The following is a 17032-nucleotide window of genomic DNA, read 5'->3' on the forward strand; positions in this document are numbered from 1 at the left end:
AGTGAAAAGAACTGGAACGATGATAAAGGAGTTTGATGTATGACGAATAAATTGGTTTTGATTGATGGTAACAGCATTGCTTATCGGGCATTTTTTGCCTTGCCATTATTAAATAATGACAAAGGCATCCATACAAATGCCATTTACGGATTCACGACGATGCTGCTCCGAATATTGGAAAATGAAAAGCCGACACATATGCTGGTCGCTTTCGATGCCGGAAAGACGACTTTTCGTCATGAAACATATAAAGAATACAAAGGCGGCCGTCAGAAAACACCACCTGAGTTATCGGAACAATTCCCGCTGCTGCGTGAATTACTGGATGCTTTCTCCATCAAACATTATCAACTGAACCAATACGAAGCCGATGATATCATTGGAACTTTGGCAAAGCAGGCAGAAGCGGATGACTTCGAAATCAAAGTCATTTCCGGAGATAAGGATTTGCTGCAGCTTGTTAGTGAGAAGACGACGATACAGCTTACGCGAAAAGGCATAAGCGAAATCGATTCCTATACGCCGGAATTCCTGCTTGAGAACATGGAAGTAACGCCTGAACAGATTGTCGACATGAAAGCCCTCATGGGTGACAGCTCCGATAATATACCTGGTGTTCCTGGCGTCGGGCAAAAAACAGCAGTTAAACTGCTGAAACAGTTCCAAACACTTGATAGCCTTTATGAGCAGCTGGATGATGTATCAGGGAAGAGCATCAAGCAAAAGCTTACAGACAACAAAGAATCGGCGTTCATGAGTCGGGAGCTGGCAACAATAGAAACAAAGGCACCAATCGAGGTGAACCTTGGCGAAATCAACTACGATGGCTATCAAAGTGCATCTGTCAGTGCGATTTTCAAAGATTTGGGCTTCCAGTCGCTGCTGGGCAGGATTGGTGAGGAAGGCGTACCGGAGGAAGTATCAGAAGAGCTGTCACCGCTTGATGTGACGATTGTGGAAGAGGTTACGGAGGATCTATTCACAGGTGAGGATGCGCTTGTCGTCGAAATGCTGACGGATAACTATCATACTGCGAAAATCGAAGGCTTCGGTCTTGCCAATGCGAACGGTGCCTATTTCATTCCTTCGGATGTCGCGTATGAATCCGATGTATTTAAAGCTTGGGCGCAGGATGGCACCAAAGCGAAATGGGTTTTTGATGTGAAGCGATCAGTTGTGGCATTGCTGCATCACGGCATAACACTGGCGAATGCCAATTTTGATTTACTCCTGGCGTCTTACTTGATCAATCCATCCGAAAATCATCATGATATCCCGGCAATCGGACATCGTCTCGGCGAAAATGATGTTTTATATGATGAAGAAGTATACGGAAAAGGTGCGAAGATGAAGGTGCCGGATCTGAATGCTTTCAGTGAGCATCTTGGCAGGAAAGCGATGGTCATCTACAAACTCAAGCCGGAGGCAGAGGAAAAGCTTTCAGGTTACGAACAGCTTGACCTGTTCCGTAACCTGGAGATGCCGCTTGCTGCCATTCTTGGCGAAATGGAATATCTCGGGGTACAGGTGGATGTGGATCGTATCAAGGAGATGAAAGAAGAGCTGGGCGGCAGACTCGCTGAGATCGAACAAAAGGTATATGAACTGGCTGGTGAGGAATTCAATTTGAATTCACCGAAGCAGCTTGGACCGATCCTGTTTGAGAAGCTCGGGTTGCCGGTCATCAAAAAGACGAAAACAGGATACTCTACATCAGCAGATGTATTGGAACAGCTTGCTGATCAGCATGAGATCATTCAGCAGCTGCTGTTGTACCGTCAACTAGGCAAGCTTCAATCCACTTATATCGAAGGGCTGCTTAAGGTTGTGGATCAGGAAACAAATAAAATCCATACCCGCTTCAATCAAGCATTGACACAAACTGGACGATTGAGCTCGACGGAGCCGAATTTGCAGAATATCCCGATCAGACTGGAAGAAGGGCGGAAAATCAGACAAGCTTTTGTTCCATCAAAGGAGAAGTCTGTCATTTTTGCCGCCGATTATTCCCAGATCGAACTGCGCGTGCTGGCACATATTGCGAAAGATGAAAAATTGATTGAGGCATTCAATGCCGATATGGATATTCATAGCCGGACAGCGATGGATGTTTTCCACGTCGAAGAGAAGGATATCACGAGCAATATGCGTCGCCAGGCCAAGGCAGTCAATTTTGGAATCGTATATGGTATCAGCGATTATGGATTATCCCAAAGTCTAGGTATCACGCGCAAGGAAGCCCAGCAGTTCATCGATCGTTATCTCCAGAGCTTCCCAGGTGTGAAAACGTATATGGAAGATATCGTGCAGGATGCCAAACAAAAAGGATTTGTTACAACCATCATGAACCGCAGACGCTATTTGCCGGATCTGACCAGCCGGAATTTCAATGTGCGCAGCTTTGCCGAGCGTACAGCAATGAATACACCGATCCAGGGCAGTGCGGCAGACATCATCAAGAAAGCGATGATTGATTTGGCAGCACGTTTGGAGAAAGAAAAGCTGGAAGCGAAACTTCTCCTGCAAGTGCATGATGAATTGATTTTGGAAGCTCCGGAATCGGAAATCGAGAAACTGAAGCAAATCGTGCCGGATGTCATGGAACATGCAGTGGAGCTGGATGTGCCGCTTAAAGTGGAATATGCATACGGCAAAACATGGTACGACGCGAAATAAGCACGGAAAGAAGGACAAGGAATGCCAGAATTACCAGAGGTAGAAACAGCCAGGAGGACACTGGAACAGCTTGTCGTCGATAAGACGATTGAAGATATCACTGTACACTGGCCTAAAATCATAAAATTCGATGAAGGCGTAGACAGCTTCATCGAGCGGCTGAAAGGGCAGACTTTCCGCTCGATCGGCCGCAAAGGAAAGTTCCTCATGTTCTATTTGGATGGGGATGTACTTGTTTCCCACTTACGGATGGAAGGGAAGTTCTCCGTCAAATCGGAAACGGAGCCGGATGACAAGCATACCCATGTCATCTTCCACCTGACGAATGGGGAACAGCTTCGATATAACGATGTCCGTAAATTCGGTACGATGCACTTGTTCAAGGAAGGACAGGAGTATGGCGTACCCCCGCTGACCTTGGTGGGACCAGAGCCTTTCGACGAATCTTTTACTTTGGATTATTTCAAGGCAAAGGTGCAGCGAAGCAGCCGGATGATCAAAAATATTTTGCTTGATCAGTCGGTGGTGGCTGGCTTGGGTAATATTTATGTAGATGAGACGCTTTTCAAAGCGGGTGTACATCCGGAACGCCGCGGTTCGTCGATTGAGGATATCGAATTAGTCCGCATCCAGCAAGCTGCTGCTGAGACACTGCTGGATGCAGTCGAAAAGGGCGGCAGTACGATTCGGAGTTATGTGAACAGTCAAGGAAAAATCGGTACGTTCCAAAAACAATTGCTCGTGTACAGCCAGCAAGGAACGCCATGTCCGAACTGCGGCAGGGAAATCATCAAAATCAAAGTCGGCGGGAGAGGCACACATCTCTGCACAGCCTGTCAGCAATAAAGGAGGATCCAGCCATGGGCATTGTAATCGGACTGACCGGAGGCATTGCATCTGGAAAAAGTACAGTAAGCGCGTTGTTCAAGGAATACGATATTCCGGTCGTCGATGCGGATGTTGTCGCCCGGGAAGTCGTCGAGCCTGGCGAGCCTGCGTTGGCTGCCATAGTCGATGCGTTTGGAGCGGAAATCCTGCTTCCTGATGGGACGCTGGACCGGCCGAAGCTGGGCAGCATCATTTTTCGAGATTCAGGTAAGCGGGAGGCCTTGAACGGTATTGTACATCCTGTCGTCAGGGAAAAGATGACTGCTGCGCGTGATCGGCTCAAACCCGGACATCCAGCAGTTGTTCTTGATATCCCGCTGTTGTTTGAAGGTGATCAATTGCATCTAGTCGATAAAGTTGTCGTGGTTTCCGTCGATTTTGATGTCCAGTTGGAGCGGCTGATGCATCGTAATAACTTGACGGAACAAGCAGCATTGGACCGGATCGCAAGCCAGATGCCATTGGCTGACAAAGCCGCCAAGGCTGATGCAGTCATTGATAATAATGGAAGCATAGACGATACGAAAGAGCAGTTGAAGCAGCTTTTGACATCATGGAACATTATAGAAGGAGCCCATTAAAAAGGGCTCCTTTAGTGTTCGCATTTTCCTTCCAATATGTTATACTATTTTTAGAAATCTTCAATATAGTGTAACACATTTAAGGAGGCAATATGAATGACAACACGTATCGCGATTAATGGATTTGGCAGAATTGGACGATTGGTTTGCAGACGAGCGATGGAAATGCCTGATTTGGAAATTGTGGCAGTGAATGCTTCCTACCCGGCAGAGACGCTGGCCCACCTTTTGCGTTACGACAGTGTACACGGTAATTTGAAGAATGAGATTTCCGCAGAAGCAGGTGCAATTGTTTATGAAGGAAAAAAAATCCGCGTCGTAGGGGAGCGCGATCCTAATGAGCTGCCTTGGGCAGAGCTTGGGGTGGACGTCGTTATCGAAGCAACCGGGAAATTCTGTTCCCAGGAAGCTGCCTCTGCGCATTTGGATGCAGGCGCAAAGAAGGTTGTCATAACAGCCCCGGGAAAAAACGTGGACGCAACGATTGTAATCGGTGTTAATGACCGTATCTACGAAAGCGAAGGGCATCACGTTGTTTCCAATGCATCTTGTACGACGAATTGCCTTGCACCTGTTGTCAAAGTACTGGATGAGCGATTCACGATCAAGAATGGCCTGATGACGACGGTCCATTCTTTCACAAATGACCAGAAGAATATTGATAATCCCCATAAAGATCTCCGTAGGGCCAGAGGCTGTACACAATCGATCATTCCGACGACGACCGGAGCTGCCAAAGCACTTGCAGAAGTATTGCCGCATCTAAAGGGCAAGCTGCATGGGATGGCGTTGCGTGTTCCGACTCCGAATGTATCGCTTGTTGACTTGGTGGTGGATGTGGAAGAGGCTGTTACAGCAGAACAAGTCAATGATGCATTCCGTACGGCAGCAGAAACGGATATGCGAGGTATCCTATCCTATAGTGAAGAACCGCTTGTTTCCATCGATTACACGACGACGCCGCAATCAGCGACAATCGATAGCCTATCGACGATCGTGATGGAAGGGAAAAAAATAAAAGTAATTGCCTGGTATGATAATGAATGGGGATATTCTTGCCGAGTGGTCGATTTGGCTAAGCTAGTCGGCAGCGGTCTTGTCAAAGCAGAGCGAGCGGAAGTCATCTAAGTCAATTTCCCCTCTTTGTTTATTTTGAACGTATGCTTGCCAAACGGGTACAAACACTATATACTACTTTTTGCATGCATTCATTGTTGCATACAAGCATATTTTCAAAAATGTTTTCCTGAAGGATTTATGCATTAAGTGACTGCTTAAAGGGTTAGGACCTCTTAGGACTAACTTTCCCCCGTGGCAATTCACGCATCTATTTTTTGGGTAAATATTCAAAAGGGGGAAGTACATTGGATACAATGGGAAGACATGTCATCGCGGAATTATGGGATTGTAACACGGAGAAACTGAACGATATGCAGCTGATCGAGCAAATTTTCGTTGATGCAGCATTGAAGTCAGGAGCTGAAGTACGGGAGGTTGCTTTCCACAAATTTGCGCCGCATGGTGTGAGCGGGGTGGTCATCATCTCCGAATCGCATTTGACAATCCATAGTTTTCCGGAACATGGCTACGCCAGCATTGATGTTTACACTTGTGGCAACATCATTGACCCGAACGTAGCAACTGATTTTATAATTGACGCACTTGAAGCCAAGACATGTGAGAAAGCCGAGCTTCCGCGGGGCATGGGTCCTGTGGCAGTACAGCCGAAATCACATTGATATGAGTACAATCAACCCTGCTCTCTTTTGAGGCAGGGTTTTCTAATGTAATCAAACGTAGGCAGTATCTGGATTGGGAAAGGTGGGAAACATACATAAGGATTGAATAGCTTAAGGTCGCTTTTTATTTTGACTTCCGATATAATAGCAGGTACTAATAGTTACTGCTAGAAAGAAGGTATGTTTTTGAATAGACGTGTTGTAGTTACTGGATACGGAGCGGTCACACCGCTTGGAGCGGATGTGGAGACTTTTTGGGATAATATCAAGGCCGGTAAGTCTGGTATCAAGAAACTTGATCCGGAAAAGTTTGCTGGTATAGCTTCGCAGATAGGCGGGATCGCCAGTGGGTTTGATCCGGAGCAATATCTTGATAAAAAGGAAATTGAACGGTATGACCTTTACAGTCAATTTGCTTATGGTGCAGCTGTCCAAGCAATGGAACAAGCGGAGCTGTCAGCCGAAACAGTGAACCCCGAGCGGGTCGGCATATATATCGGTTCCGGTATTGGCGGAGTGAATACAATTTTAGATAACCATCAGACGATGATTGAAAAAGGACCTCGGCGTGTTTCCCCGTTCATGGTGCCGATGATGATCAGCAACATGGCGGCAGGGATCGTCTCCATAAAAACGGGATTCAGTGGACCTAGCTTTGCCCCGGTATCTGCTTGTGCGACAGGTAACCATGCTATCGGGGAAGCTTTCCTTAATATCAAGCATGGTTATGCAGACGCTATTCTTGCTGGCGGAGCGGAAGCATCGATTACGCCATTCGCTTATGCCGGTTTTACAAAAATGCGGGCAATGAGCACGCAAAATGATACACCTGAGACTGCAAGTTCCCCATTCGATGCCAATCGTGATGGATTCGTCATGTCGGAAGGAGCGGGCATTCTTGTGTTGGAAGAGCTTGAGCATGCGCAAAAACGAGGTGCAACCATCCTTGGCGAAATAGTGGGGTATGGCTCTACGACAGACGCGCATCATATTACTGCACCTAACTATCTTGGTCCTGCACGTGCGATGAAACTGGCGATGCAAATGGCTGACATAGAGCTTGGGGATGTGGATTATATCAATGCCCACGCTACAAGTACACCAGAAGGTGATAAAGTAGAAACAAAAGCAATCAAGGAAGTATTCGGGGATAAAGCAAGCGAATTGCTTATAAGCTCGACGAAATCGATGACAGGTCATTTGTTCGGTGCAGCTGGAGCTGTTGAGGCGATCATCACATTGAAAGCACTGCGTGATGGCATCGTACCGCCAACGATCAATTATCGGGATGCTGATCCGGACTGTGATTTGTCTTGTGTACCGAATGAAGCAGTGGAGCAGGAATTGTCCGTTGCGCTGTCGAACGGTTTTGGTTTCGGTGGACATAATGCAGTGTTGGCACTACGTAAATGGAAAGGGTAGCCCTTGGCTACCTTTTTTTGTTGGGGTGAAGAACGCTTCGATTTTTCACTTGAATCGTGGTAGAATAGGAAAAAGACGATACAGAAGTGTCGCAAATGCGCGAAGCCTGTCGAGGCTTGCGGAAGTAATGGGGTGGATCGGCATGAGATGTCCAAACTGCCAATATAAAAGCACAAAAGTATTAGACTCCCGTCCCATCGAGGAAGGGCGTTCCATCCGGCGACGCAGGGAATGTGAAGACTGCGGCTTTCGCTTCACCACGTTTGAACGTATTGAAGCAACACCGCTGATAGTCGTGAAAAAGGAAGGGACGCGCGAAGAATTCAGCAAAGAAAAGCTCATGCGGGGCTTGATCAAAGCTTGTGAAAAACGCCCGGTTGCATTGGAGCAGATTGAATATATCGTAGCGGATGTCGAGAAGGAACTGCGTAACAGCGGTACATCCGAAGTACAGAGCAAGGAGATCGGCGAAATGGTCATGGCACATTTGTCGGAAGTGGATGAAGTGGCTTATGTACGTTTTGCATCTGTTTACCGCCAGTTCAAAGATATCAGCGTCTTCCTGGAAGAGTTGAAGGACTTGATCAAAACAGATAAGAAAGAGTAATAGTTTGCAAGAAGGAAAGGACAGATTGTATGAACAGTCAGCATATCGGGAAGCTACTGCCGGCTGATGGTTATATGATCCGGATGAAGTCGGCACTCCCGGAAGTCTACTCGGTGTCATTGACTCATTTGTATCAGCCGCTGCTCGGAATACGGGCAGTGTCTTTGTATCAGACGCTTGTCAATGAATATGTCGTTCATCATGGCACTTGTGAACCGAAAACACATCATATGCTGATGACACTGCTGGAAATACCGATGGACCAATTATATGAAGCAAGATTGCAGCTGGAGGCAATCGGTCTTATTCGAACGTTTCAAAAGCAAGGCGAAGAAAACGTGTATACATACGATTTGTATGCACCGTTTTCACCGGATGCCTTTTTCCAGGATGACATGCTGTCCCAGCTTTTGTATCACCAATTAGGGGAAAGCAGATTCAAGCAAATGCGTAGTCTCTTTATCAAAGAGGAAGAACTGCCGGAAGAAGCCGAAGAGATCACTGCATCGTTCGAGGCTGTCTTTTCGGCAGGACAGCTGACGAAACGGACTGTTCAGCCGCTGGTGACAGCATCAAGTGCTTCGGATCAAAAGCGGGGACCTTCCATCGAAACGGATGTAGTGGATTTCGACTGGCTGAGTCAATCACTGAAACAGCGGATGCTCGATCCGGAAGTGATTCTTACACCCAGAAATCGAAAACTGCTTGAATCAATGGCAGTCCTGTATAGCCTGACTTCCCCGGAACTGGACAAGGCTTTGCTTTGGGCTGTTTCGGATAAGCATGAGTTAATTCCTGCAGAGTTCAAAGTGGCTTGTCATGACCTGTTTTTGGCCCGGCCCAAGACGGCTGAAAAAAAAGTTATGGAGCTCCCGCCAAAAGATGCCAAGCAGGAACTGCATGCTTCAACCAAACAAGAACAGCTTATCCAGCTGCTGGAGACGATATCTCCAAAGCAGCTGTTGGAGGATATATCCGGTAACGGAACAGCAGCTGCTGCCGACTTGAAGATCATTCGTGATGTGATGGCCGAGCAAGGTATGGCGCCGGGCATCATGAATGTGCTCGTTTATTATGTGCTCTTGAAGTCTGATATGAAGCTATCGAAAGCGTATATGGAGAAAATCGCGGCACACTGGGCTCGTAAAAAAGTTAGTACTGTCCGGGAAGCAATGGAGCTTGCCAAGAGCAGCAACCAGCCGTGGAACACAGCGAGCAGTACGAACCAACCCGCAGCAAGAAGGAAGACGGCAGGACGTGCGGAAGTTGTCCCGGAATGGTTCGACAAAAAAGACAAGGCAGAAGCACCGGCCAGTACAGCTGTGCCAGATGCTGATGTAGCAGAAATGCTCAAGCAGTTCAATGCAAATAAGCATCGAGTCTAAAGAAATAGCAGGAAGGGAGTGCACGCATGGAACCCATTCAAGCATCCTTGCGGAAGTGGATGCAGAAAAACAGCAATTTCAAAGAGAATTTTGAGCGCATACAGCAGCAAGTAAGGCAGGATCCTGAGGTCAAAGCGGTGCTGGAAGCAAATCCGCAGCTGACCGAACAGGATATCCAGCGGAATCTGATGCGCCTTTACGAATATACGACACAATCAAAGCAATGCCAGGACTGTCCGTCGCTTGGGGAATGCCGGAACATCCTGAATGGCTATACGCCGACGCTCGAAGTGGAGGGGAATGCCATTCGTCTTGCCTACGACAAATGCCACTCCCGCCTGCAGCACGAAGAGCGGCAGAAACAGCAAGAGCGCATCAATAGTCTGTACATGCCGAAAGATATACTGAAGGCAACGACAGAAATGCTTGATCATGGTGATCCGGAACGGCAGCAGGCCATTCTGAAGACGTTGCAATTCCTTCAGCAGACAGATGATGCCATCCCTGAGAAGGGTCTGTATTTTTATGGACCATTCGGTGTGGGTAAAACCTATTTCCTTGGAGCCATCGCTAATTATCTGGCCGAACGGAACATCTCCAGCATGCTCATTTATATGCCGGAGTTTGTCCGTGAAATGAAAGCATCCCTTAAAGACGACTCTGTCAATGAGAAAGTCGAGTTGTTCAAAAAGACACCAGTACTGATGCTGGATGATATCGGTGCTGAATCGCAGTCGGCTTGGTTCCGGGATGAGATACTTGGATCCATCCTTCATTATCGTATGATGGAGCGGCTGCCGGTCTTCTTCACATCCAATTATTCCATAGCGCAGCTGGAGCAGCAGATTGCCACGACCAATCGTGGTGATGTGGAACGTGTGAAAGCTGGCAGGATCATGGAGAGGATCAAACGAGTCGCAACCGAGGTGCCGTTATTCGGAAAAAATAGAAGAAACGATTGATTTTAAGACAAGCCAAAACCGGCTTGTCTTTTTTTAGGCTCATATTTCCATTCTGCGCCCATATAATGTAACAGTTGATAGTGGCGAGGGTGGTTGATATTGCGTAAAGTGTTTATCAAATCAAAAAAAGAGATGGATACATTCTGTTCATGCCTGGCTATGCTGGATGGGACAAAGCAGGTTTATGTGGATGAAGATGCCCGCTGGGGTTATGTGGCGACAGTTCATGATGGCTATCACAGGCGGATTGCGATGGCCTTGGTGGAAACATTCCTGCATCATCGGGAGACGGAATGGATCAAGCAAATTGCCAAGGAAGTCTATTATTATAAGGATGAAGAAGCGATAAAACGTATAGCTGAATTGACACATACGATAATCGTGGGAGATATGTACGAAGAAACAGCAAAAGAGCCAAGCATGTCCCGTCAGCAGATCACCCAGGCTTTTCAGGAGATCGCTGCCAAGCATATCAGGGTGTTTTTTGATGCAGTCATTCAATTTCGCAGCAATGGATACAGAGAGGCGTTGATTGAAATAGTCGGTGATGCGATAGAAGAATACAAGCGGGAAGAAGAGTATCAGATGTATGTGGAGTCGCTGAGGGAATATATCGGGAAAAAGCCAATTAACTCCTCATCCGTGATACATGTCATACAAGGTCGTGATTTTTCCTTTTATAAAGACGACGGTACTCCTTTTTCCGACGAGGAAATTGCTGCGTTAGCGGAGGAAGAGCCGCTTTTCCTTGCTGGACTAGGAAAACAAGAAAAAAACATAACACCGCTGATTGCCATGTCTCCACAGAAGATCTATTTATATGGTGATCATCCTTCTGAACCAAAAACACTCACGATCATTAATATTTTTCAGGAAAGAGCCGCGTATCTTCCCTTACATCAATTTCCTTTCTCCATGTATTAGCATGTCCTTGCATTTTAACGCTTTAGCGCTTATACTTACTTTATATCAAGAAGCGACAATAAAGGACATGATAGCAATACCGTTTGCGCTCATAGAGAGGGAAGCCTGGGCTGAAAGCTTCCTGCACAAGCTTTGCTGTTACCGCCTTTTACAGCTCTGCCGGGGGACGAAAGGAAACCGGCGGCGTCTGATCTGCGTTACAGATCCTTGAGCCGGTGACCATCACCGGGAATTAGGGTGGAACCACGAGACGAACGCTCGTCCCTTTGTACACATTTACTGTGCAAAGGGACGGGCTTTTTATATTTAGGAGGAAAGAACAATGGCAGAAGTATTAGAATTCATTTTCCCAGATGGAGCAAAAAAAGAGTTTCCGGCTGGAACGACTGGCGAAGATATCGCAGGCTCCATTTCATCAGGTTTGAAGAAACAGGCAATCGCAGTCAATGTCGACGGCATTGCATTTGATTTGCGCACGCCGCTGCCAAACGGTGGAGCAATCGAAATCGTCACGCTTAAACAGGAACAAGGCGTGGAAATCATGCGCCACTCTGCTGCGCATTTGCTTGCACAGGCAGTGAAACGTATTTACGGAAACGTACAATTCGGTGTTGGACCAGTAATCGAGAATGGTTTCTATTACGATATGGATCTGGAAGATTCCATCACACCGGAAGATCTTCCGAAAATTGAGAAAGAAATGCAGCGGATCGTCGATGCTAACCTTCCGATCGTCCGCAAGGTTGTCAGCCGTGACGAAGCAAAAGCGATGTTCCGAGAAATCGGCGATGAGTTGAAACTGGAATTGATCGACGCCATTCCGGAAGATCAAGATGTAACTATCTACGAGCAAGGCGAATTCTTCGACCTATGCCGCGGTATCCACGTTCCATCTACAGGCAAAATCAAAGTGTTCAAGCTGCTAAGCATCTCTGGTGCCTACTGGAGAGGAAACAGCGACAACCAAATGCTGCAGCGAATCTACGGTACTGCTTTTGAGAAGAAGAGTGAATTGGATCACCACTTGAAAATGCTGGAGGAAGCGAAAGAACGCGACCATCGCAAACTAGGAAAAGAACTGGAATTGTTCACTGTCAATCAGAAAGTCGGTCAAGGTTTGCCGCTATGGCTGCCAAAAGGTGCAACAATCCGCCGTACAATCGAGCGCTATATCGTCGATTTGGAAGAAAAACTTGGCTATGATCACGTCTATACACCAGTACTGGGCAGTGTAGATCTTTATAAAACAAGCGGACACTGGGATCATTACAAAGATGACATGTTCCCGCCAATGGAAATGGACAATGAAGACCTGGTACTTCGTCCGATGAACTGCCCGCACCATATGATGGTGTACAAAAATGAATTGCACAGCTACCGCAGTCTGCCGATTCGTATCGCAGAGCTAGGAACAATGCACCGTCATGAAATGTCCGGAGCCCTTGCCGGCTTGCAGCGCGTTCGTGCGATGACATTGAATGATGCGCATATCTTCGCACGCCCGGATCAATTGAAAGACGAGTTCATCCGTGTAGTCAACCTCGTACAAGCCGTGTACAAAGACTTCGGTATCGAGGATTATCACTTCCGTCTTTCTTACCGTGATCCAGAAGATAAAGAGAAGTATGTAGACAATGATGCAATGTGGGATAAAGCGCAAGCCATGCTGAAAGAAACAATGGAAGATCTTGAGCTTGATTATGTTGAAGCAGAAGGCGAAGCGGCATTCTATGGTCCGAAGCTTGACGTACAGGTGAAGACTGCCCTTGGTAAAGATGAGACACTGTCCACTGTTCAATTGGACTTCCACTTGCCAGAACGTTTCGACCTTACTTACATTGGTGAAGACGGTAAAGAACATCGTCCGGTTGTTATTCACCGCGGTGTCGTATCGACTATGGAACGTTTCGTTGCCTTCTTGATCGAAGAATACAAAGGTGCCTTCCCGACATGGCTTGCACCAGTACAAGCAAAAATCATCCCGGTTTCCCCTGACGCCCATTTGGCATATGCGCGCCAAGTGGAGGATGCCCTCCGTATGGAAGGAATCCGTGTGCAAGTGGATGAGCGCGAAGAGAAAATCGGCTATAAGATCCGCGAAGCACAAGTACAGAAGATTCCATTCCAGATCGTCGTCGGCGACCAAGAAGTAAGCGACCAAGCGGTAAACATCCGCCGTTATGGAGAAAAGCAGTCTGAAACGAAAGATCTCAAGGCTTTCGTTGCGGAAATTAAAGACGAAGTAGCTAATCGTGTTTTGCGTAAGTAATAGAGAGGAATCCTTTCACCACTGCTGCAGTGGTGGGAGGTTTTTTTGTTTGATAGTGGTGAAGAGCTAAAAGTATCAGGTTTATAAAAATGAAAATATCACTTGATTTTACGCTGCTTTATCATCCCTTCCACAATAGGGTAAAAGACAGCTAGCAATATGACGATCATTGTCCACCCATTTCCATCATCTACCCAGCCTAAAGCGATCATACTGAATTCCACATCAATGAAACAAAAGACCAGTACACAAATATTCTTCAGCTTATTGACCATTTTCTGGCTCAGCTGATAAAATGCAGCTGCGTTTTCGTCATTCAGTCGTTTCGGGTAATTGTGTATATGGGGATACTTCCCCAATAGGTGCATGATTGTGAACATAGGTATACTGATAGCCGGGAGGAGAAGCATACTTTCTTTTGCCGCCCAGTCATCGACGTGTCCGCTCAGCCCCATATGGAGAGGTACTTGGTCGGGGAGCTGCTGCCAAATCACGATCAAGAAGGTAATCGTAGCTAGATAGCCGCCAATCCCGAAGAAGTCCCAAACTTTTTCCGCACGGGTTTTCGGTATATGAAGCTTTTTTTGCATCTTTTCATCACCTCTTAGTTTACTTACGGCACAGATGGGGAATAGGTTCCAGCTATAATAATTTAAAACGAGAGGTTGCCAGTATCAAAAGAATGTGTTACATTAGTTGAGCAGGATTAATGGGCTCCAATATGATTGACAGCATACATCAGCTATGATAAGATTGTAAAAGTGAAATAAATATGTGATCTGAGACAAGCAGAAGTACCCACTTCTCACCTGATTGACGCCGCTTGGCAGTTGGCAGGTTTTGATAAACAGTGTTTTAGGACAAGTGTGGGTGCCGTATGCGTACCGGCATTTTTTTTATGCTTTTTTTACAACCATGTTTAACTGATAAGCGGCGGATATCTTGTCCCCGATCATAAGTTTCCCAAAATATCCTGGAGGTGGATGATTATTAGCAAAGATACGAATATCAATGAGAAAATTCGCGCACGTGAGGTTCGACTCATTGATTCAAACGGTGACCAGCTTGGCGTAAAATCCCGTCAAGAAGCATTAGAAATCGCACAAACAAGAAATCTTGATTTGGTGCTTGTGGCTGCAAACGCAAAACCACCCGTGTGCCGGATTATGGATTATGGTAAATACCGCTTTGAACAACAGAAAAAAGAAAAAGAAGCGCGTAAGAACCAGAAAATAATCAACGTGAAAGAAGTTCGCTTGAGCCCTGGTATCGAGGATCACGACTTCAATACAAAACTTCGCAATGCGCGTAAGTTTCTTGAAAAAGGCGATAAAGTAAAGGCTTCTGTTCGTTTCCGCGGACGTGCCATTACGCATAAAGAATTAGGCCAACAAGTTCTCGAGAAGCTGGCGGAAGAGTGCAAAGACGTTGCAACGGTCGAAATGAAAGCAAAAATGGAAGGCCGCAGCATGTTCATGATGCTTGCCCCGACAGTAGAGAAGCAGTAAGCCGAAGGATATAAGGAGGAAATACGATGCCAAAAATGAAAACCCACAGCGGGTCTGCTAAACGTTTCAAAAAAACAGGTTCTGGAAAAGTAAGCCGTAACCACGGTTACACTAGCCACTTGGCTGCCAATAAATCCACTAAACAGAAACGCAAGCTTCGCAAAGATGCACTTGTTTCTGCTGGTGATCTTAAACGCATCAAACAAATGCTACCTAAATAATAAATTTCAAGACTTATTTGTCCTATAGGAGGGAATACTATGCCACGTGTAAAAGGTGGAACAGTAACGCGTCAGCGTCGTAAACGCGTTCTTAAGTTAGCTAAAGGTTATTACGGTGCGAAACACGCACTATTCAAAACTGCAAAACAACAAGTAATCAAATCCGGTCAGTATGCATACCGTGACCGCAGACAGAAAAAACGTGACTTCCGTAAACTATGGATCGCACGTATCAACGCTGCTGCACGTATGAACGATCTTTCTTACAGCCGTTTGATGCACGGTCTTAAACTTGCTGGTATCGAAGTGAACCGCAAAATGCTTTCTGAGCTTGCAATCTCTGACGAAAAAGCATTCGCACAACTTGCTTCCAAAGCAAAAGACGCATTGAAATAAGTTGAAAAGCCGCTATCCATGGATAGCGGCTTTTTATATAGAGAGGGATCTATATGTTGCCAATGTTTAGTCTGTATCTGCTGGTTGTCAATATCCTGCTGTTCAGCTGGATGGGAATCGATAAACGAAGAGCGAGGATGCATGAATGGCGTATCAGTGAACGGAGGCTCTGGATCACCGCTGTCATCGGCGGGGCACTTGGAGGCTGGGCCGGGATGCAAGTATTCCGACATAAAACGAAGCATACCGCGTTTGTTATCGGCTTTCCATGTCTTGTCGCCGTGCATGTTCTCCTGATTCTCTACTTCTTGTAAGATAAATGCCATGTGCTTGTCATAAAGGCTCGTCTCCTGTCATATATATTAAGGACATCTTAGAGGGAGTGAGCAGCAATGGATCAGGTTGGCTCAGTAATGTTGACGGTCGTCGCAACTGGCGGGTTGTTTGCCCCGCTTTTGTTCATTTTCCTGTATCTGCTGCGACCTGCTTTATTTCTGCCTGTTGTTTTTCTATGTATTTCAGGAGGGATACTGTTCGGTGCTGTAGCCGGTACCATCCTGTCCGTCATTGGTATTACGGCATCCAGTCTGCTGTTTTATGCTATTGCTCAGCGGTTTCCGCGATCGGCAAACCGGATTCTCATGCTGAAACAGAAGCTTATCGGCAGACATACGAGCTTTACAACATCTCAGGTCGCCCTGATGCGGCTAGTTCCTTTCATCCACTTTCACATTTTGAGCGTATGCTTGATGGAGACAAACCGCAACTGGAGGTCTTATGGGAAAGCTTCTTTTTTATCAAGCATCCCGCTTGCTGCTGCTTATTCTTTTGCGGGCACTTGGCTGCGCTACCTGCCGCCAGCAGCAATCGGTGGCGTCATGATCATCCTCCTGATCTGTATTTACCTGATGCGCAAGAAGGAATTTACGATCAAATGGGAAGAGTTTTTCAAGGAAAGTGCATAAAACACTGGTGCTTGCACAAGCTCCAGTGTTTTTTATATTTCTGTCAGGACGAGCTCTTTTACCGGTTGCTTCCATTCAATGGACGCATAAGGAAAATGGCTCAGGATACATTCTTCCATTTTATATAGATCGTTTCGGGAAAAGCCGGATAGCTGGTCTGGATGGACTGCGTTCATCACAACCTTGGTCACTTCGATGCTATCTTCCCTGGGGTGTAAATATTTCTTTCCGATCATGCGATAGCCGCGGTAACTGAGTGTAAAATGATGATCGTATTGTTCACGGTACTCTACTTCTTCGGTATCCAAACGGGACGGATCACTGACTGGGTCCTTCCTTGCTTTCATGACGGTGTAAAACAAAAGAATTGCTGCACCTGCCAGCAACAGGAGAAAAATAATCTTCACAGCGAGCAGGCCTCCTTTACTTTTTGTATAGATACGATTACGCTAAAGAAGAAGTTTCATCTGTTTTACTATACCCTCCCTA

General features: G+C 46.4%; 18 protein-coding genes and 1 other annotated feature. Of the genes, 16 read left to right on the plus strand and 2 right to left on the minus strand.

Annotation, left to right across the window (positions count from 1 at the left end; genetic code table 11):
* The first annotated feature begins 39 nt into the window (after positions 1-39).
* The 11 genes from polA to thrS all read left to right on the plus strand — a co-directional run bounded on the left by polA (position 40) and on the right by thrS (position 13453).
* The gene (gene polA, locus BLQ53_RS15425; RefSeq protein WP_093728204.1) at positions 40-2676 is read left to right on the plus strand and encodes a DNA polymerase I; all 2637 of its coding nucleotides are present in this window, start codon (positions 40-42) and stop codon (positions 2674-2676) included.
* A 21-nt stretch (positions 2677-2697) separates the two neighbouring features.
* Positions 2698-3522: a DNA-formamidopyrimidine glycosylase gene (gene mutM, locus BLQ53_RS15430; RefSeq protein WP_093728205.1), complete on the plus strand. Its 825-nt coding sequence runs from the start codon at positions 2698-2700 to the stop codon at positions 3520-3522.
* A 14-nt stretch (positions 3523-3536) separates the two neighbouring features.
* The gene (gene coaE, locus BLQ53_RS15435) at positions 3537-4145 is read left to right on the plus strand and encodes a dephospho-CoA kinase (protein WP_093728206.1); all 609 of its coding nucleotides are present in this window, start codon (positions 3537-3539) and stop codon (positions 4143-4145) included.
* A gap of 96 nt (positions 4146-4241) precedes the next feature.
* A complete protein-coding gene (locus tag BLQ53_RS15440) occupies positions 4242-5273 on the plus strand; it encodes a glyceraldehyde-3-phosphate dehydrogenase (RefSeq protein ID WP_093728207.1) in 1032 nt (343 codons plus the stop codon).
* Between the two features lie 236 nt (positions 5274-5509).
* The gene (speD, locus tag BLQ53_RS15445) at positions 5510-5884 is read left to right on the plus strand and encodes an adenosylmethionine decarboxylase (protein WP_093728208.1); all 375 of its coding nucleotides are present in this window, start codon (positions 5510-5512) and stop codon (positions 5882-5884) included.
* A 186-nt stretch (positions 5885-6070) separates the two neighbouring features.
* A complete protein-coding gene (fabF, locus tag BLQ53_RS15450; RefSeq protein ID WP_093728209.1) occupies positions 6071-7306 on the plus strand; it encodes a beta-ketoacyl-ACP synthase II in 1236 nt (411 codons plus the stop codon).
* Between the two features lie 142 nt (positions 7307-7448).
* Positions 7449-7913, plus strand: a complete 465-nt coding sequence (nrdR, locus tag BLQ53_RS15455) for a transcriptional regulator NrdR (RefSeq protein ID WP_093728210.1) — start codon at positions 7449-7451, stop codon at positions 7911-7913.
* Positions 7914-7942: 29 nt separating this feature from the next.
* A complete protein-coding gene (locus BLQ53_RS15460) occupies positions 7943-9298 on the plus strand; it encodes a replication initiation and membrane attachment family protein (RefSeq protein ID WP_093728211.1) in 1356 nt (451 codons plus the stop codon).
* A 26-nt stretch (positions 9299-9324) separates the two neighbouring features.
* Positions 9325-10260, plus strand: a complete 936-nt coding sequence (dnaI, locus tag BLQ53_RS15465; protein WP_093728212.1) for a primosomal protein DnaI — start codon at positions 9325-9327, stop codon at positions 10258-10260.
* Between the two features lie 108 nt (positions 10261-10368).
* Complete coding sequence (ytxC, locus tag BLQ53_RS15470; RefSeq protein WP_244499368.1) at positions 10369-11184, plus strand: sporulation protein YtxC; 816 nt, start codon at positions 10369-10371, stop codon at positions 11182-11184.
* 322 nt (positions 11185-11506) lie between these two features.
* Entirely contained in the window at positions 11507-13453 is a 1947-nt protein-coding gene (thrS, locus tag BLQ53_RS15475; protein WP_093728214.1) for a threonine--tRNA ligase, read from the plus strand.
* 98 nt (positions 13454-13551) lie between these two features.
* On the opposite strand, the gene BLQ53_RS15480 is transcribed toward thrS, so the two are convergent.
* Positions 13552-14043, minus strand: coding sequence for a DUF1648 domain-containing protein (locus BLQ53_RS15480; protein WP_093728215.1), 492 nt, complete (start codon positions 14041-14043; stop codon positions 13552-13554).
* A 190-nt stretch (positions 14044-14233) separates the two neighbouring features.
* Positions 14234-14356 (plus strand) — a sequence feature (ribosomal protein L20 leader region).
* A gap of 80 nt (positions 14357-14436) precedes the next feature.
* On the opposite strand from BLQ53_RS15480, the gene infC reads away from it, so the two are divergent.
* From infC to BLQ53_RS15505, 5 genes are all read left to right on the plus strand, one after another.
* Positions 14437-14961, plus strand: a complete 525-nt coding sequence (gene infC, locus BLQ53_RS15485; protein ID WP_093728216.1) for a translation initiation factor IF-3 — start codon at positions 14437-14439, stop codon at positions 14959-14961.
* Between the two features lie 26 nt (positions 14962-14987).
* Entirely contained in the window at positions 14988-15182 is a 195-nt protein-coding gene (gene rpmI / locus BLQ53_RS15490; RefSeq protein ID WP_093728217.1) for a 50S ribosomal protein L35, read from the plus strand.
* A gap of 39 nt (positions 15183-15221) precedes the next feature.
* Complete coding sequence (gene rplT / locus BLQ53_RS15495; protein WP_093728218.1) at positions 15222-15578, plus strand: 50S ribosomal protein L20; 357 nt, start codon at positions 15222-15224, stop codon at positions 15576-15578.
* 53 nt (positions 15579-15631) lie between these two features.
* Positions 15632-15892 (plus strand): DUF1294 domain-containing protein, encoded by a 261-nt coding sequence (locus BLQ53_RS15500; protein ID WP_093728219.1) that lies wholly within the window; start codon positions 15632-15634, stop codon positions 15890-15892.
* 78 nt (positions 15893-15970) lie between these two features.
* Complete coding sequence (locus tag BLQ53_RS15505; protein WP_093728220.1) at positions 15971-16543, plus strand: TVP38/TMEM64 family protein; 573 nt, start codon at positions 15971-15973, stop codon at positions 16541-16543.
* Between the two features lie 32 nt (positions 16544-16575).
* On the opposite strand, the gene BLQ53_RS15510 is transcribed toward BLQ53_RS15505, so the two are convergent.
* A complete protein-coding gene (locus BLQ53_RS15510; RefSeq protein WP_093728221.1) occupies positions 16576-16950 on the minus strand; it encodes a hypothetical protein in 375 nt (124 codons plus the stop codon).
* Positions 16951-17032 lie beyond the last annotated feature (82 nt).

Source organism: Terribacillus halophilus (assembly GCF_900101385.1).
Taxonomy (GTDB): domain Bacteria; phylum Bacillota; class Bacilli; order Bacillales; family Amphibacillaceae; genus Terribacillus; species Terribacillus halophilus.

Excerpts from the sequence above, each read along its gene's own strand:
- polA (WP_093728204.1), top strand. The coding sequence starts at position 40 with ATGACGAATAAATTGGTTTTGATTGATGGTAACAGCATTGCTTATCGG.
- mutM (WP_093728205.1), top strand. The coding sequence starts at position 2,698 with ATGCCAGAATTACCAGAGGTAGAAACAGCCAGGAGGACACTGGAACAG.
- coaE (WP_093728206.1), top strand. The coding sequence starts at position 3,537 with ATGGGCATTGTAATCGGACTGACCGGAGGCATTGCATCTGGAAAAAGT.
- BLQ53_RS15440 (WP_093728207.1), top strand. The coding sequence starts at position 4,242 with ATGACAACACGTATCGCGATTAATGGATTTGGCAGAATTGGACGATTG.
- nrdR (WP_093728210.1), top strand. The coding sequence starts at position 7,449 with ATGAGATGTCCAAACTGCCAATATAAAAGCACAAAAGTATTAGACTCC.
- BLQ53_RS15460 (WP_093728211.1), top strand. The coding sequence starts at position 7,943 with ATGAACAGTCAGCATATCGGGAAGCTACTGCCGGCTGATGGTTATATG.
- dnaI (WP_093728212.1), top strand. The coding sequence starts at position 9,325 with ATGGAACCCATTCAAGCATCCTTGCGGAAGTGGATGCAGAAAAACAGC.
- thrS (WP_093728214.1), top strand. The coding sequence starts at position 11,507 with ATGGCAGAAGTATTAGAATTCATTTTCCCAGATGGAGCAAAAAAAGAG.
- BLQ53_RS15480 (WP_093728215.1), bottom strand. The coding sequence starts at position 14,043 with ATGCAAAAAAAGCTTCATATACCGAAAACCCGTGCGGAAAAAGTTTGG.
- infC (WP_093728216.1), top strand. The coding sequence starts at position 14,437 with ATGATTATTAGCAAAGATACGAATATCAATGAGAAAATTCGCGCACGT.
- rpmI (WP_093728217.1), top strand. The coding sequence starts at position 14,988 with ATGCCAAAAATGAAAACCCACAGCGGGTCTGCTAAACGTTTCAAAAAA.
- rplT (WP_093728218.1), top strand. The coding sequence starts at position 15,222 with ATGCCACGTGTAAAAGGTGGAACAGTAACGCGTCAGCGTCGTAAACGC.
- BLQ53_RS15500 (WP_093728219.1), top strand. The coding sequence starts at position 15,632 with ATGTTGCCAATGTTTAGTCTGTATCTGCTGGTTGTCAATATCCTGCTG.
- BLQ53_RS15505 (WP_093728220.1), top strand. The coding sequence starts at position 15,971 with ATGGATCAGGTTGGCTCAGTAATGTTGACGGTCGTCGCAACTGGCGGG.